Below are 15661 nucleotides of genomic sequence, written 5' to 3'. Positions count from 1 at the left end.
GTTATTCGGGTTTCGCTGCCGCCTGCCAGAGAATCTCGGCAATCCCCTGGCGCTTGGCAATCAGGCGCGCCGCGACAAACAGCAGGTCGGACAGGCGATTGATGTAGGCCAGGCCGACCCCCTCCAGCGGTTCCACGGCATTCAGATGTTGGCAGTGTCGCTCGGCGCTGCGCGCCAGGCTGCGGCAGACATGGGCCTGGGCGATCAAGGTCGAACCGCCCGGCAAGATGAAGTTCTCCAGCGGCCCCAACTCTTCGTTCCAGGTATCGATGGCTGCTTCCAGGCGTTCGACTTCCGCGGTATTGAGTGCCTGATACACCGGCATGGCCAACTCGCCGCCCAGGTCGAAGAGGCGGTGCTGGCAAGGCGCCAGGACGTCGATCAGTTCCTGCAGGCCGGGATGCTCGATGCGTTGTTCGATCAGCCCGGCCAGGAGCAGCCCCAGCTGGCTGTTCAGCGTATCGACTTCGCCGATGGCCTCGACCCGCGGATGGTCCTTGGGAACCCGGCGCCCATCACCCAGCCCGGTTTCACCTTTGTCGCCGGTGCGGGTGTAAATCTTCGACAAGCGAAAGCCCATGCTTACCTCTCCAGTGGGGGATGTTCCAGTGGTGGCGGCTGACTGCCCGCCAATGGCAAACGCAAGGTGAAGCAAGTGCCCTGGCCCTGCGTCGACTGCACTTCCATCTGGCCTTTGTGATTGTTGGTAATGATGAAGTACGAAACCGAGAGCCCAAGGCCGGTGCCCTGGCCGATCTCCTTGGTGGTGAAGAACGGCTCGAAGGTGCGTTTTCGCACGTTTTCGCTCATGCCGATACCGTTGTCCTCGACCTGGATTTCCGCCCAGGGCGGGTTCAGCCGGGTGCGCAGGATGATGCGCCCGGGTTCGCTGTCGTCTACCCGCTGGTGAATGGCCTGGGCGGCGTTTTTCAGCAGGTTGAGCAGGACTTGCTCCAGTTCGTTGGCGGTACCGGGCACCGGCCCCAGTTGCGGGTCGAACTGGCGGATGATGGCCTGGCCCTTGAAGTCGAAGCCTATGGCCAGGTCGAAGTCGTTGCCGGCAATCTCCACGGCCTGGTCGATCAACGCCGGCAGGTCACAAGGCGCCATCTGCCGGTTGCTGCGCCGGCTGAAGCTGAGCATATGGGTCACGATCTTCGCCGCCCGGGCTCCGGCCTGCTGAATGCCATCGAGCAGTTGCGGCACTTCGCGGCTCTGAAGGTAATGGTTGACGGTTTCCAGCTCGATGCCGATCTGCTCGGCGTGTTCCTGATTCTTCGGCAGCTCGGGGGACAGGCGCCGACGAATGTTCTGCACGTTGTGCAGGATGGCCCCCAGCGGGTTGTTGATTTCGTGAGCCATGCCGGCGGCCAGGCCGCCCACGGAGAGCATTTTTTCCGACTGCACCATCATTTCTTCCAGGGACAGGCGCTGGGTGATGTCGTCGATCCGGATCACCACGCCGCGCCCGGCACCACCCATCAGCGGATAGAAGGTCAAGGCGTAATGCCGGGCTTCGTCATCCTTGACCCAGGTGACCCGCTCGACCTTGGTGACCGTATGTTGCTCCACGGTTTCCTTGAGTTGTGGCAGGAACGGCTTGAGCGGTTCGAAGGCGAGGAAGATCGGCTGATTCAGCGCTTCGTCCAGGCGGGTGCCGGAGAGGGCGCTGGCCTCCTGGTTCCATTGGGTGACATAGAGCTGCTCGTCCAGGGCGATCAGCGCCGAGGGCATCGAGTCGATGATGCTGTTGAGGTAGTTCTGAAAGCCGGTGAGTTTCTTTTCGATCTTGCTGCGCACCTGGACTTCCAGCTCCAGCTTGCGGTTGGTGTGACGGGTTTCCTCGGCCAGGCCCTGGGCCTGGTCATAGGCCGCCTGGGAGTCGTCGCGGGCCCGCTTGAGTTGCTGTTCTCGCGCTTCGATGCGCGACAGCATGGTGTTGAAGGCCTCGGCCAGGCTGCCGATTTCATCGTGGTTGCCACGGGCGGCGCGCAGGGAGTAGTTTTCCTCGCGTGTCACCTGCCGGGAAAGTTCTTCCAGCTGATGGATGGGTTGGGTGATCAGCCGTTTGATCTGCCGGGCAATGATCAGCCATAGCAGCACGCTGAAGATCAGGATGCCCAGGCTCGCGGTCAGGGTGCCGGTGTAGAAGGCCATCGGCAGCTCACTGCTGGCCACCAGCAACAGGTGGCCGGGGGGCTGGCCGGCGCGGGGCAGGGTGATGATCTGGTTGCTGCGAAATTCGGTCAGTTGCCAGGCTTCGATATGCCGATAGCGTTCCGGCAGATTCAGGCGTTCGCCATGTTGCAACTGGGCCAATCGGGTGCCCTTGCCGTCATAGATCGCTGCGGCACGCAGGGGAGAGTAGCTGTTGAGTTCGTTGAGCAGCTTCTCGGCGTTTTGTGGCGAGTCCAGCGCCTGCACGGCCAGGGTCGGGTTGGATACCAACCGGCCGATGGTCTGCAAGGCTTGCGGCGCCATGCTTTCCTGAGAGATCCAGTAGGCGGCGCTGATGAAGGTCAGGTTGGCGACCAGCAGTACGGTAATCAGCAGGACGAGCAAGGCGGCCAGCAGTTTTTGGCCGACCGGCAGGTTTTCAAGGCGCTGGCGCAATGGCATCGGGGACGTCGCTAGAGAGGAACACGTGGGCAGCGTAGCCGCTGCTCAGTCGCTGGGCAATCCGCGCTGTTGCAGGTGTTCCACCAATAGCCGGCGCAGGCGGCCGAGGTTGGGCAGGTGCAACTGGTGCCTGGCGGCAACGTCGCAGGCATGCCCCAATAAATAGCTGATTTCGGTTCTGCGCCGATTGGCAACGTCCTGGTACATGGAGGAGTAGTTGGCGGCGGTCGCCTGGATCACCCGCTCCACTTCCTGCTGCAGGTTCTCGGCCGCGGCGGGCTGGCCGCAACGTTCCAGCAGTTCGCTCAGCTCGACGCACAGCATCGCCACTTCGCAATGATGCTGCAGCAGGCCGCCGTTGCGGCAGTCGTGCAGGACCGTCAGGGGGTTGATCGCGCAGTTGAGCGCCAGCTTGCGCCAGAGTCGGGTCAGGATATCCGCGCTCCATTCATGGGGGATGCCGCTGGCGCTCAGGTCGTCGAGCCAGAAGGGCGCGGTGGGGTGGCTGGCGTCCCCCAGCCAGGTGTAGCCGTGGCCGGCGAACACCACGCGCCAGTCGCCATCGCGAAAGGCGCCTTCGGTGCTCGAGGCATAAATGCAGCGGGCCTGCGGCACTTGGGCGGCCACGGCGTCCTGGCTGCCCAGGCCGTTCTGCAGCAGGATCAGTTCGGCATCCGGCGTCAGGCGCGAGACCAGCTGGCTGACGGCCTGTTGCGCGTCATAGGCCTTGCAGGCCACCAGCAGGCGAGTGATGGGCTCAGGGCTGTCGACCGTCTCGCCGGGAATGGCGTGAAAACTGGCCTGCCCTTGTTCCACCAGCGTCAGCCCACCCGCGGCCTGGTAGGCCTGCAGGCGGGCCTGATCGCGCAGGATCAGGCGTGCCGGCAAGCCGGCCCGGGCCAGGCGTGTCGCCCACAGGGTGCCGAGGCTGCCTGCGCCCAGAATGTGCCAGGTCGTCGACATCAGCGTGGTGCTCGGTTTGGCAGGCGCATGCGAGGCTCGCAGTGAAGGAGGGGAAAGACCCGTTATAATGAGCCCGGATTTTAACCGCAAACCGGGCGTGCTCCATCTTTATCGAGCTGCGCCCCTTTTTTTATTGGAGAAATTACATGCCGTCGTTCGACGTGGTATCCGAACTGGACAAACACGAAGTCACCAACGCAGTGGAAAACGCCGTCAAGGAGCTGGACCGCCGCTATGACTTGAAGGGCAAGGGCAGCTTCGAGTTCAAGGAAAAGGAACTCACCGTCAACCTGACCGCTGAAGCCGAATTCCAGCTGGAAGCGATGATCGAGATCCTCAAGCTGGCCCTGGTCAAGCGCAAGATCGATGTGCAGTGCCTTGAGGTCAAGGACGCTTACGCTTCGGGCAAGGTGATGAAGCAGGAAGCCACCCTCAAGGAAGGCATCGACAAAGAGCTGGCGAAAAAGATCGTTGCCCACATCAAGGACGCCAAGCTGAAGGTCCAGGCTGCGATTCAGGGTGAGCAGGTACGGGTGACCGGCAAGAAGCGCGACGATCTGCAGGAAGCCATCGCCGCCCTGCGGGCGAAAGAGTTCGGCATGCCGCTGCAGTTCAACAACTTCCGCGACTGATGGGATTTTTCGGGAACCTCGCGAGCTTATTGGCGTCCGAGGCCCGAGTAGTGGGCAGAAACGATTGAGCCTTTATAAAGCTACTCGTTCTGCCCTTGTTTTTTGTGTGCCCGGCAGCCGGGAATCAGGAGAGATAGATGGATTTGAATGCTGAAGTGGACAACCTGGTCAAGGCTTCCCAAGCCTGGGTTCCAATGATCATGGAATACGGCAGTCGGGTACTGCTGGCCGTCATCACGCTGGCCATCGGCTGGTGGTTGATCAACAGGTTGACGCACAAGGTCGGCAAGCTGCTGGCGCTGCGTAATGCGGACCAGGCCCTGCAGGGTTTTATCAGCAGCCTGGCGAACATCATTCTTAAGGTGCTGCTGATTGTCAGCGTGGCCTCGATGATCGGTGTCGAAACCACTTCGTTCGTTGCCGCGATCGGTGCGGCGGGCCTGGCCATCGGCCTGGCCTTGCAAGGCAGCCTGGCCAACTTCGCCGGTGGTGTGCTGATCCTGCTGTTCCGTCCTTTCCGCATCGGTGACGTGATCGAAGCCCAGGGCATCAGCGGCACGGTCGACAGCATCCAGATCTTCCACACGGTGCTGCGTACCGGTGACAACAAGACCGTCATTGTGCCTAACGGCAACCTGTCCAACGGCATCATCACCAACCACAACCGCCAGATGACCCGCAAAGTGATCTTCGATGTCGGCGTGAACTACGAGGCTGACCTGCAAAAGGCCCGTGAGGTTCTGCTGGACCTGGCCAAGGACGAGCGTGTGCTGGCCGATCCGGAGCCGGTGGCGGTGGTTTCCATGCTGGGTGACAGCGCCATTACTCTTTCGCTGCGTGTCTGGGTGAAGACTGCCGACTACTGGGACGTGATGTTCCGCTTCAACGAGTTGTCTCGTGATCGCTTGAAGGCAGCGGGTATTGATATTCCGTTTCCACAGCGCGTGATTCGTGTGGTTCAGGAAGCGGCTGTTTGAGTCAGTAACGGGGATAGGGATTAAAAGTCTGATCGAGTGGTCAGGCTTTTAACGCGGTATTCGCTGGAGAGTATTTGAAACCTGGTTGTAACAATAAGCTGTCGATAACCGGAGCTTCAGCGAGCTGCCAGCCCCAATAAAAAGGCCCATCGAATGATGGGCCTTTTTTATTACTCGCGAAGTAACCGCTATTACAAGATCGACAGTGGGTAGTCGACGATCAGGCGGAACTCTTTGACATCACCTTCGGCCTGGTCGGCGTTGGCAGTGTGCCAGGCCTGACGAACGCGGAACGATAGGTCTTTGGCTGGGCCGGTCTGAACAACGTACTTGGCTTCGAAGTTGGTTTCGTGGTGCTTGCCGTCTGCGCCATAACCGTATAGGCGGTATGGGCTATCAGCGTCCATCTTGGTGCCGTCGATGTCCCAACCTTTCACGTAGCGGGTCATGAAGCTCAGGCCAGGCACGCCGTATTCGGCCATTTTCAGGTCGTAACGGATCTGTGCGGACTTCTCGTTCGGGCCGTTGAAGTCAGAGTACTGGATGGAGTTGGCGAGGAAGATCGAGTCGCCGCCACGGTTGGAGCCACGCTTGGTGGTGTCGTGGCCACCGATACCGATGTAGTCGAATGGCGTGTCGCCATTGACCTTCTGGAACCCGACGGTAAGGGTGTGCGCTTTCAGGAACGAGAAAGCCGCTGCCAGGGAGAACGTGGTGTTGCTGATGTCACCAGCCTTGGCGCTACCAGAGTCGGTGGTACGGTAGATGTTGCCGTCCAGGTTCAGCGACTGATCGCCACCCATCGGGATGGTGTAGTTCAGGTTGGCGTAGTACTGGTTCCAGATATCTTCCAGCTTGGCGCCGTAGAGCGATGCACTCAGGTTGTCGGTGATGCCGTACTTGCCACCGAAGTAGTCGATGCTGTTGGATGCGATGCCGGCATAGTTAGCATACAAGTTGCCGTTACGGGCGTTGGAATCCTGGCTGGTGCCCGAATAGAAGTGACCGCCTTCCAGATCAAGGTTTTTGATCTCGCTGCTCTGCAGTTGGAAACCGCTGGCCGTTTGAGGAAGGATACGGGAACCGCCGACCGCGAAGACCGGGGCGGTGCTTGGCTGCATGTCGCCGACTTTCAACTCGGTCTTGGAGACGCGGAATTTCACCGCAGCGCCGGCTTTGCCCTGGCTCTTGTTGACGTCGCCGTCGGAGTCGCGGCTCATGTTGCCGGTACCGCCAGTGCCGTCGCCGCCGTCCAGTTTGATCGCCAGATAACCGAACGCATCGACGCCGACGCCTACAGTACCCTGGGTGTAACCGGAGCTGAAGTTACCCCAGATACCCTGGGTCCAGTCTTTCTGGTCGTTGTTGCGATTTTTGTTGTCACGGTTGAAGTAATAGTTACGCAGCAGTACGTCGAACTTGGCGTCTTCAACAAAGCCCTTGGCTTCAGACTGGTCACTTACAAAAGGTGCGGCCGTAGCCACTTGAGTACTGGCGGCTGCTGCAACTGCCAGTGCGATCATGCTCCACTTCATCACGCGCATCGTGATTTGCTCCTTTGGTTTTTAGAAGAGTACTGCCGTCCCACCTGTTTTATTATCTGGGCGGCTCTTTCTTTTTGTGTCGGCGCAAACTTATATCACGCCGACAATGTTGGCGATACTTGCGTATCAGTCCTTTCAGCTTCTTTACGACCCTGTCGCAAAATGCTCGATCAATGTCGCAAATCCGCAGTCCGCATGTACCCGGACTGACAACTTCAGCGCTGTTTTCGAAGGCTTGAACCTGGAACAAAAAGAACTTTGGTCAAGCAGTCAAATCTCCATGGGGCAGCCTTGCCACTATTGTTATTAGTCACAGGAGAAGCCTTTTCCGATGGCTACTCCTGGGACAATGTAGGTGTGAATGCAACAAGCGTGCACAAAACGCAAAGGCACCGAGTTTTTTTCGGTGATAGCCCTTCTGGCTGTAAAAACCGCATAAAACAGTGGTTTTAAGGTCGTTTTGTTTGGGCTTGACGTTCCCTGTCCTCCTGGTGTTGATCCCTGAAAAAAACGCATGACATTCCAAAACGTTACCGGTTCACCCTGCTTAGTGAGTAGATGGCGGATGGTTAACGCACTGAGCGTAGACGCACTGTGAGGTTTTGGTGCAAAAGTTTCTTGATGCAGCTCAATCGTCATCTGGCGTCGGGCCCTGGAAGAATGCGCAGGCAAGGGGGTCTTTCGTGGTTTTCTCCTTGTTTTTTATGAGCTTCGTTCTGTCGTGGTGCAGCCCGCTGGAAAATGTTCCAGGCCGGGGCGCTCTGACGTGTGGCATCGAGGATGAATGTTGAGGCGGGATCTGCGCAGCAGAGCGATGAACGCAAGAGCTTTCGCAGGTATGCTGCCGTTCTGTCGCTTGGCGGGCAGCCGGTCATGGCGTTCGCTAAGCTGAAACTTGATGAGCTGAGCGGGAGTGCGCGCGGTGTTCGCTTTAGATCCACGACTTCAACAAGACACACTGCCCATTGGGGATTTCCCCCTTTGCCGGCTGCTGTTGTCCAACGATTCCAATTACCCGTGGTTCATCCTGGTACCGCGCCGGGAAGATATCAGTGAGTTGTTTCAATTGGATGACGCGGACCAGCAGCAACTATGGCGAGAAACCACGGCGCTGGCGGAGTTGCTTAAAGACTCGTTCGATGCGGACAAGTTGAATGTGGCGACTCTGGGTAATGTCGTCAGCCAGTTGCACATGCACGTTATCGTTCGCAAGCGCGACGATGCGGCCTGGCCTGCTCCGGTATGGGGCAAGCTGCCTGCCAAGCCCTACGGCGCCGAACAGGTGGCTGCGATTCGTGAGCGGTTACGACTGGTCCTGACCGATGATTTCAAGTTTCTGGAGGGCTGAGTCATGAACCTGGAAGAGCGGGTAACCGATCTGGAAAGCCGATTGGCTTTTCAGGATGACACCATTCAAGCCCTGAACGACGTGCTGGTAGGGCAGCAGCGGGTGGTCGAACGTCTGCAATTGCAGATGGCCGCCTTGCTCAAACGTCAGGAGGAAATGGTGGGGCAGTTCGAGTCATTCGAAGAAGAGGCTCCGCCACCACATTACTGAGCATCGGGCGGCCTGCCGTTCAGGCAATAAAAAACCGCGAGCAGCATGGCTGCGTCGCGGTTTTTTTATGGGCGTGAATCAGCGCCGCGGCAATGCCGCAATCACGTCTTCGGCTTGCAGGCCCTTGTCGCGATTCATGACGGAGAACTCCACGCGCTGGCCTTCCACCAGGACGCGGTGACCTTCGCCACGGATGGCGCGGAAGTGCACGAAGATATCATCGCCGGAGTCGCGAGAGATGAAGCCGAAACCCTTCGAAGTGTTGAACCACTTGACGGTGCCGGTATCGCGATTGCTCATGTCATAGGTTTGCGAGGTATTGGCCGAGGGAGACGATTTGTAGAAGCTGACGGCCAGGTGCAGAAGAACGGCGATCGCCGCGGTCAGCAGGCTGAACAGCACAGCCGGTTGACCTGCGATAACCGGCATTGGTGCCAGCAGGGTCAAGGTCTGCAAGACCACCGCCAGCACCAGGAGCGCGCTGACCAGGTTTTGCAGTTGGTGACGCGGGCCTTTGTTCCAGTAGGGGATAACCGGAGCCAGTGTCAGGTTGAGCAGGCCGAAAAAGGCCAGGTAAAGAGCATCGGGTTGTTGCAGGAAGGGAACGGCTTCAGATCGCAGGCTAGGGATAAAGGACAGCAGCAAGGCTGCTGCGCCCGTTAGCAGGTGGACGATTTTCAACATTTTAATGAACTCACGTTAAGACGGATCACAAGGAAGAGCTGAGCGTGCACGGTTCGCTTCTGAACAATGGGAGGCGGTGAGCACGTGCGCGGGATCAGCCTATGCGCTGAGGCCGAGAAATAGGCAACAACGACACGGCCTCTATTTAACAGCAAAGCCCAGACCTTCTCAAATCAGGCGCTGTGGCCGGGAGGAGGGAGAAAGCCCTGGTTGTCCTGAGGGAATACCGGACTATCGGGCAAAGCCTTGTTCTAGAGAGCCAGCCCCCAAAAAAGTAGAACGGCGGCTTTTCAGGCGGGTCACAACCGGCGTGGGCCTTCTTGCAGGTACTGGCCGCCCGCTTGGTGGGCAATCTGTCGCAGTGCCTCGGGCAATCCCGGGCTGCGGGTGCAGGGCAGTCTTGTTAGAGTGGTCCGGTACCTGACCTGTTGAATTCAATGTGCTAACGGAGATAGACATGGCAATCGATATCGGTATCAGTGCAGAAGATCGCAAATCCATCGTGGAGGGGCTCTCTCGCCTGCTTTCAGATACTTATGTGCTTTATCTGAAGACCCATAATTTCCACTGGAACGTCACGGGGCCGCAATTCCGCACGCTGCATCTGATGTTCGAGGAGCAGTACAACGAACTGGCGCTGGCGGTGGACCTGATTGCCGAGCGTATCCGCGCCCTGGGGTTCCCGGCTCCGGGTGCCTATTCCATCTACGCGCGTCTTTCTTCGATCAAGGAAGAAGAGGGTGTGCCAAGCGCCGATGAGATGATCAAGCAACTGGTGGCGGGGCAGGAAGCTGTGACCCGCACTGCCCGTGGCATTTTCCCGATCATCGACAAGGTCAGCGACGAACCCACCGCAGACTTGCTGACCCAGCGGATGCAGGTGCATGAGAAAACCGCGTGGATGCTGCGCTCGCTGTTGAGCGAACAATAGTCCCGCAGACCGAATGGCGCCGTTATCGGCGCCATTTGCCTTTATGGGGCGCGACTTGTCGTCTGATCATCGCTGTTCGTCCTCAGGCCGATGAGTGGGGTATGGCAGCGGGAAGCTGGCTTTGTTTCGGCGGGCGGTGGTCTATCGGCGCCGTCATACGGCTGCACAGGGCCGATTTAATGGATATAATCCCGCCCTTTGCTATATAACCCGGGCCTCGGCACGGGTTAAGCCAGACGTTAAGTACGCCGAGACGCTCTCATGCCCATGTACGACTACCAATGTGCTTCCTGTGGTCATCAGCTGGAAGCCATTCAAAAGATCAGCGCGCCTGCGTTGGTCGATTGCCCTGCCTGCCAGGCGCCCGAGCTGAAAAAAATGCTGTCCATGCCAGGTTTCCGCCTCAGCGGTTCGGGCTGGTATGAGACCGACTTCAAAACCGGCGCCAAGAAGAACCTGGCCGGTGGCGACAAAGCTGATTAAGTTGAACGACACGCGCGAGCTCTTGCATTATCCGGTACCCCGAGGTGCGCAAGGCCTCCCATCGAATTTCGAATTACGAGAAGTGAAACCACTACCATGATGCGCAGCCATTATTGCGGCCAACTGAACGAAAGCCTGGAAGGTCAGGAAGTCACCCTTTGCGGATGGGTCCACCGTCGTCGCGACCATGGCGGGGTGATCTTCCTCGATATCCGTGATCGTGAAGGTCTGGCCCAGGTGGTGTTCGACCCGGACCGCGCTGAAACCTTCGCCGCTGCCGACCGCGTGCGCAGCGAGTACGTGGTCAAGATCACCGGCAAGGTGCGCCTGCGTCCGGCCGGTGCCGGCAACGCCAACATGGCTTCGGGAATGATCGAAGTCCTGGGCTACCAACTGGAAGTGCTGAACGAAGCGGAAACTCCGCCGTTCCCGCTCAACGAATACTCCGACGTGGGCGAAGAAACCCGCCTGCGCTATCGCTTCATCGACCTGCGCCGTCCGGAAATGGCCGAGAAGCTGCGTCTGCGCTCGCGCATGACCACCAGCATTCGTCGCTACCTGGACGAGAACGGTTTCCTCGACGTCGAAACCCCGATCCTGACCCGTGCCACCCCTGAAGGCGCGCGTGACTATCTGGTGCCGAGCCGTACCCACGCCGGCAGCTTCTTCGCTCTGCCGCAATCGCCACAGCTGTTCAAGCAGTTGCTGATGGTCGCCGGCTTCGACCGCTACTACCAGATCGCCAAATGCTTCCGCGACGAAGACCTGCGTGCCGACCGTCAGCCTGAGTTCACTCAGATCGACATCGAAACCAGCTTCCTCGATGAAAAAGACATCATGGGCCTGACCGAAGGCATGATTCGCAACCTGTTCAAGGAAGTGCTGGATCTGGAATTCGGCGAATTCCCCCACATGACCTTTGAAGAAGCCATGCGTCGCTACGGTTCCGACAAGCCGGACCTGCGTAACCCGCTGGAGCTGGTGGACGTTGCCGACCAGCTCAAGGACGTGGAATTCAAGGTGTTCAGCGGTCCGGCCAACGATCCGAAATGCCGTATCGCCGCCTTGCGCGTTCCTGGCGGGGCGAGCATGCCGCGCAAGCAGATCGACGATTACACCAAGTTCGTCGGCATCTACGGTGCCAAGGGCCTGGCCTACATCAAGGTCAACGAGCGCGCCAATGGCGTTGACGGTCTGCAGTCGCCAATCGTCAAGAACATCCCGGAAGCCAACCTGAATGTGATCCTCGATCGCGTGGGTGCGGTCGACGGCGACATCGTGTTCTTCGGTGCCGACAAGGCCAAGATCGTCAGCGAGGCCCTGGGCGCGCTGCGGATCAAGCTCGGTCACGACCTGAACCTGCTGACCTGCGAATGGGCGCCGATGTGGGTTGTCGATTTCCCGATGTTCGAAGAGAACGACGACGGCAGCTTCACCGCCTTGCACCACCCGTTCACCGCGCCGAAATGCTCGCCGGAAGAACTGGAAGCCAACCCGGCGACCGCTCTGTCGCGCGCCTACGACATGGTGCTCAACGGCACCGAGCTGGGTGGCGGTTCGATCCGTATCCACCGCAAGGAAATGCAACAGGCGGTCTTCCGTCTGCTGGGCATCGATGAAGCGGAACAGGAAGAGAAGTTCGGCTTCCTGCTGGACGCCCTGAAGTACGGCGCGCCGCCGCACGGTGGCCTGGCGTTCGGCCTGGACCGCCTGGTGATGCTGATGACCGGCGCCCAGTCGATCCGTGAAGTGATCGCCTTCCCGAAAACCCAGAGCGCCGCTTGCGTGATGACCCAGGCTCCTGGCCTGGTCGACGCCAAGGCGCTGCGCGAACTGCACATCCGTTTGCGCGAACAGCCAAAGGCTGAGTAAGGCCGACCTGAAGGCGCATCTGCGGATGCGCCTTTTTCTATTGGGTCGAGATATTTGTTGCCCGCCCGCTGTTACAGGCGTTGCGGGCAATGTTTCAAAGAGAATTTGGAGCGCGTTATGGCAGGTCATTCCAAGTGGGCGAACATCAAGCACCGCAAAGAGCGTCAGGATGCCAAGAGAGGCAAGATCTTCACCAAGTGGATCCGTGAGCTGACGGTCGCCGCTCGTCAGGGCGGTGGCGAGCCTGGTTCCAACCCGCGTCTGCGCCTGGCCCTGGACAAGGCCCTGAGCGCCAACATGAGCCGCGACATCATCGATCGCGCCATCGCCCGTGGTGCGGGTGCGACCGAGGCCGACAACGTCGAAGAACTGACCTATGAGGGTTACGGCCCGGGCGGCGTGGCGGTGATGGTCGAGTGCATGACCGACAACCGCAACCGTACCGCAGCGGCCGTGCGCCATGCGTTCAGCAAATGTGGCGGCAATCTTGGCACCGACGGTTCGGTGGCGTATCTGTTCGAACGCAAGGGACAGATCAGCTTCGCGCCGGGCGTCGATGAGGACGCACTGACCGATGCGGCGCTGGAAGCCGACGCCGATGACGTGGTCGTTCACGAAGACGGCTCGATCGACGTATTTACCTCGTTCACTGGCTTCTATGCAGTGCGTAACGCGCTCGAAGAGGCCGGTTTCAAGGGCGATGACGCGGAAATTGTCATGCAGCCGACCACCAGTGCCGAGCTGGATCTGGAAGGCGCCGAGAAGGTCCTCAAGCTGATCGACATGCTCGAAGACCTGGACGATGTGCAGAACGTCTACTCCAACGCGGATATTCCCCAGTCGGTTGCCGAGCAACTCGGCTGATAGCGCGATAAAAGATCGCAGCCTTCGGCGGTTTCCCCCCTTTACACACAGGGTTACGCTGTACCTGTAGGGGAGCTGTCGAAGGCTGCGTTTTTTTGTTTTTCCGGCTTCTTCCGGCGTTACCTTAGGCAACCGAATTTTCTCTTTGCAGGCGTTATGACTCTTATTCTTGGTATCGACCCGGGTTCGCGCATCACCGGTTACGGCGTGGTACGTGATACCGGGCGTGGCTGCGTGTACGTGGCCTCGGGCTGTATTCGCACGGGCGCCGGCGAGCTGCATGAGCGGCTGCAAATTGTCTATCGCGGGGTTCGCGAGGTCATTCAGACCTACGGTCCGGTGACCATGGGCATTGAAAAGGTGTTCATGGCGCGTAATGCCGATTCGGCCCTGAAACTGGGTCAGGCCCGTGGCGCGGCGATCGTGGCGGGAGCCGAGGAGAGCCTGGAAATCGCCGAATACACCGCCACTCAGGTCAAGCAGGCCGTGGCGGGCACCGGTGGGGCCAACAAGGAACAGGTGCAAATGATGGTCATGCACTTGCTCAAGTTGACCAGCAAGCCGCAGATCGACGCCTCGGACGCCCTGGCGATTGCCATCTGTCATGCCCACACCCGTTCCAGTCTGCTGCCCCACGGCCTGGGTACCGCACGCAGTCGTGGCGGCCGCCTGCGTCTCTGATAGCATCTGCGCAAACATTTGATGAGTGGAGTGTCCCGCGCCTGTCTGCCCGGCCCGGATCTTCGCTGTATGACTCGCCGGCCGCTGATCTGGCCTGAGCTAAGGATCTGAAACGTGATTGGACGCTTGCGCGGCACCTTGGCTGAAAAACAGCCGCCGTACCTGATTCTCGATGTAAACGGCCTGGGTTACGAGGTGGAAGTCCCCATGACCACCCTGTACCGTCTGCCGTCGGTCGGTGAACCGCTCACCCTGCACACCCATTTGGTCGTGCGTGAAGATGCCCAGTTACTCTATGGCTTTGCCAGCAAGCGCGAGCGGGACTTCTTTCGCGAACTGATTCGCCTCAACGGCGTGGGGCCGAAACTGGCGCTGGCGCTGATGTCCAGCCTGGAGGTCGACGAGCTGGTGCGTTGCGTGCAAGCGCAGGACACCTCGGCGCTGACCAAGGTGCCGGGGGTTGGTAAAAAGACCGCGGAGCGCCTGCTGGTCGAGCTCAAGGACCGCTTCAAGGCCTGGGAAACCGTACCGAGCATGTTTGCCCTGGTGCCGAACCAGCCGGATGCGCCGATGCCGGTGGCCAGTGCCGAGACCGATGCGGTCAGCGCCCTGATCTCCCTGGGCTACAAGCCGCAGGAAGCCAGCAAGGCCGTTTCCGCGATCAAGGAAAAAGGCCTGAGCAGTGAAGACATGATTCGCCGCGCCCTGAAGGGAATGATTTAAGTGATAGAAGCAGATCGTTTGATCGCCGCCACGGGCCCCCGTGAGCGCGAGGAAGTCCAGGACCGTGCGATTCGCCCCGTCAGCCTGGCCGAATACATCGGCCAGCCAACGGTGCGCGAGCAAATGGAGCTGTTCATCCAGGCTGCCCGCGGGCGCAACGAGTCGCTGGACCACACCCTGATCTTCGGCCCGCCGGGCCTGGGTAAGACCACGCTGGCCAACATCATCGCCCAGGAAATGGGGGTGTCGATCAAGAGCACCTCGGGGCCGGTGCTGGAGCGCCCAGGGGACCTGGCGGCGCTGCTGACCAATCTCGAACCGCACGACGTGCTGTTTATCGATGAAATCCATCGCTTGTCGCCGATCGTCGAGGAAGTGCTGTACCCGGCCATGGAAGATTTCCAGCTGGACATCATGATCGGCGAAGGGCCGGCGGCCCGTTCGATCAAGCTCGACTTGCCGCCGTTCACCCTGGTGGGGGCGACGACCCGCGCGGGCATGCTGACCAACCCGCTGCGCGATCGCTTCGGTATCGTCCAGCGCCTGGAGTTCTACAGCACCGCGGACCTGGCGACCATTGTCGGGCGCTCCGCCGGCATTCTCGGCTTGCCGCTGGACCCGGATGGCGCCTTTGAAATCGCCCGGCGCGCCCGCGGGACGCCGCGTATCGCCAACCGTTTGTTGCGCCGGGTAAGGGACTTTGCCGAGGTTCGCGCCAAGGGCCACATCACCAAACCCATCGCCGGCCTGGCGCTGAACCTTCTGGATGTCGACGAACGTGGCTTCGACCACCAGGACCGGCGCCTGCTGCTGACCATGATCGAGAAGTTCGACGGCGGGCCGGTGGGGGTCGACAGCCTGGCGGCCGCCATCAGCGAGGAGCGGCATACCATCGAGGATGTGCTCGAGCCCTATCTGATCCAGCAAGGCTATATCATGCGTACGCCGCGGGGGCGTGTGGTGACCCGGCATGCCTATCTGCATTTCGGGCTAAACATCCCGTCACGATTGGGGGAGATGCCTGTGATAGACGAATTCCTCGATGCCGTGGACGATTAATAACCGCTTGGGCAGCGATTTATTCGCAGCTTGTGCGGTCCTAGGGGGCTGGCATTGTCGTTATTTCGCCA

At 59.8% G+C, this 15661-nt stretch carries 16 protein-coding genes; 11 read left to right on the top strand and 5 right to left on the bottom strand.

From position 1 onward, the window contains the following. Position 1 precedes the first annotated feature (1 nt). The 3 genes from AC3RCP_RS24990 to AC3RCP_RS24980 are packed head-to-tail and all read right to left on the bottom strand — an operon-like array spanning position 2 to position 3582. On the bottom strand, positions 2-580 hold the full coding sequence (locus AC3RCP_RS24990) for a cob(I)yrinic acid a,c-diamide adenosyltransferase (protein ID WP_101338901.1): 579 nt from the start codon (positions 578-580) through the stop codon (positions 2-4). Between the two features lie 2 nt (positions 581-582). Then, positions 583-2619 (bottom strand): sensor histidine kinase, encoded by a 2037-nt coding sequence (locus AC3RCP_RS24985; RefSeq protein ID WP_492570801.1) that lies wholly within the window; start codon positions 2617-2619, stop codon positions 583-585. 45 nt (positions 2620-2664) lie between these two features. Beyond that, positions 2665-3582 carry a putative 2-dehydropantoate 2-reductase gene (locus tag AC3RCP_RS24980; RefSeq protein WP_492570802.1) on the bottom strand — a complete coding sequence of 306 codons (918 nt, stop codon included), beginning with the start codon at positions 3580-3582 and terminating at the stop codon, positions 2665-2667. Positions 3583-3728: 146 nt separating this feature from the next. On the opposite strand from AC3RCP_RS24980, the gene AC3RCP_RS24975 reads away from it, so the two are divergent. After that, positions 3729-4214 carry a YajQ family cyclic di-GMP-binding protein gene (locus tag AC3RCP_RS24975; RefSeq protein WP_007931144.1) on the top strand — a complete coding sequence of 162 codons (486 nt, stop codon included), beginning with the start codon at positions 3729-3731 and terminating at the stop codon, positions 4212-4214. Positions 4215-4351: 137 nt separating this feature from the next. Further along, a complete protein-coding gene (locus tag AC3RCP_RS24970; RefSeq protein ID WP_101338898.1) occupies positions 4352-5191 on the top strand; it encodes a mechanosensitive ion channel family protein in 840 nt (279 codons plus the stop codon). Positions 5192-5382: 191 nt separating this feature from the next. Here AC3RCP_RS24970 and AC3RCP_RS24965 read toward each other — a convergent pair whose 3' ends face one another. Beyond that, positions 5383-6735 carry an OprD family porin gene (locus AC3RCP_RS24965; RefSeq protein ID WP_101338897.1) on the bottom strand — a complete coding sequence of 451 codons (1353 nt, stop codon included), beginning with the start codon at positions 6733-6735 and terminating at the stop codon, positions 5383-5385. Positions 6736-7657: 922 nt separating this feature from the next. On the opposite strand from AC3RCP_RS24965, the gene AC3RCP_RS24960 reads away from it, so the two are divergent. Both AC3RCP_RS24960 and AC3RCP_RS24955 read left to right on the top strand, forming a co-directional pair. After that, positions 7658-8083 carry an HIT family protein gene (locus AC3RCP_RS24960; RefSeq protein ID WP_101338896.1) on the top strand — a complete coding sequence of 142 codons (426 nt, stop codon included), beginning with the start codon at positions 7658-7660 and terminating at the stop codon, positions 8081-8083. Positions 8084-8086: 3 nt separating this feature from the next. Beyond that, on the top strand, positions 8087-8293 hold the full coding sequence (locus AC3RCP_RS24955) for a SlyX family protein (protein WP_007931136.1): 207 nt from the start codon (positions 8087-8089) through the stop codon (positions 8291-8293). A gap of 78 nt (positions 8294-8371) precedes the next feature. Here the strand turns inward: AC3RCP_RS24955 and AC3RCP_RS24950 are convergent, their stop codons facing one another. After that, positions 8372-8977: a cold-shock protein gene (locus tag AC3RCP_RS24950; RefSeq protein WP_007931134.1), complete on the bottom strand. Its 606-nt coding sequence runs from the start codon at positions 8975-8977 to the stop codon at positions 8372-8374. 457 nt (positions 8978-9434) lie between these two features. Here AC3RCP_RS24950 and AC3RCP_RS24945 point away from each other — a divergent pair, with 457 nt between their 5' ends. The 7 genes from AC3RCP_RS24945 to ruvB all read left to right on the top strand — a co-directional run bounded on the left by AC3RCP_RS24945 (position 9435) and on the right by ruvB (position 15590). Continuing rightward, positions 9435-9908 carry a Dps family protein gene (locus AC3RCP_RS24945; protein WP_009045289.1) on the top strand — a complete coding sequence of 158 codons (474 nt, stop codon included), beginning with the start codon at positions 9435-9437 and terminating at the stop codon, positions 9906-9908. Between the two features lie 261 nt (positions 9909-10169). Further along, complete coding sequence (locus AC3RCP_RS24940) at positions 10170-10391, top strand: FmdB family zinc ribbon protein (RefSeq protein ID WP_007931131.1); 222 nt, start codon at positions 10170-10172, stop codon at positions 10389-10391. 96 nt (positions 10392-10487) lie between these two features. Further along, positions 10488-12263 (top strand): aspartate--tRNA ligase, encoded by a 1776-nt coding sequence (aspS, locus tag AC3RCP_RS24935; RefSeq protein WP_007931129.1) that lies wholly within the window; start codon positions 10488-10490, stop codon positions 12261-12263. A gap of 117 nt (positions 12264-12380) precedes the next feature. Continuing rightward, positions 12381-13127 (top strand): YebC/PmpR family DNA-binding transcriptional regulator, encoded by a 747-nt coding sequence (locus AC3RCP_RS24930; RefSeq protein WP_101338895.1) that lies wholly within the window; start codon positions 12381-12383, stop codon positions 13125-13127. A gap of 156 nt (positions 13128-13283) precedes the next feature. Continuing rightward, complete coding sequence (gene ruvC / locus AC3RCP_RS24925) at positions 13284-13808, top strand: crossover junction endodeoxyribonuclease RuvC (RefSeq protein WP_007931118.1); 525 nt, start codon at positions 13284-13286, stop codon at positions 13806-13808. A 114-nt stretch (positions 13809-13922) separates the two neighbouring features. Continuing rightward, positions 13923-14531, top strand: coding sequence for a Holliday junction branch migration protein RuvA (ruvA, locus tag AC3RCP_RS24920; RefSeq protein WP_007931117.1), 609 nt, complete (start codon positions 13923-13925; stop codon positions 14529-14531). Continuing rightward, on the top strand, positions 14532-15590 hold the full coding sequence (ruvB, locus tag AC3RCP_RS24915) for a Holliday junction branch migration DNA helicase RuvB (RefSeq protein WP_492570803.1): 1059 nt from the start codon (positions 14532-14534) through the stop codon (positions 15588-15590). Positions 15591-15661: the final 71 nt, after the last annotated feature.

The sequence above is a fragment of the Pseudomonas sp. GW822-FHT05A08 genome, assembly GCF_058800485.1.
The sequence above is the reverse complement of the archived record's forward strand: the minus strand, read 5'-3'. Positions and strand labels throughout refer to the sequence as shown.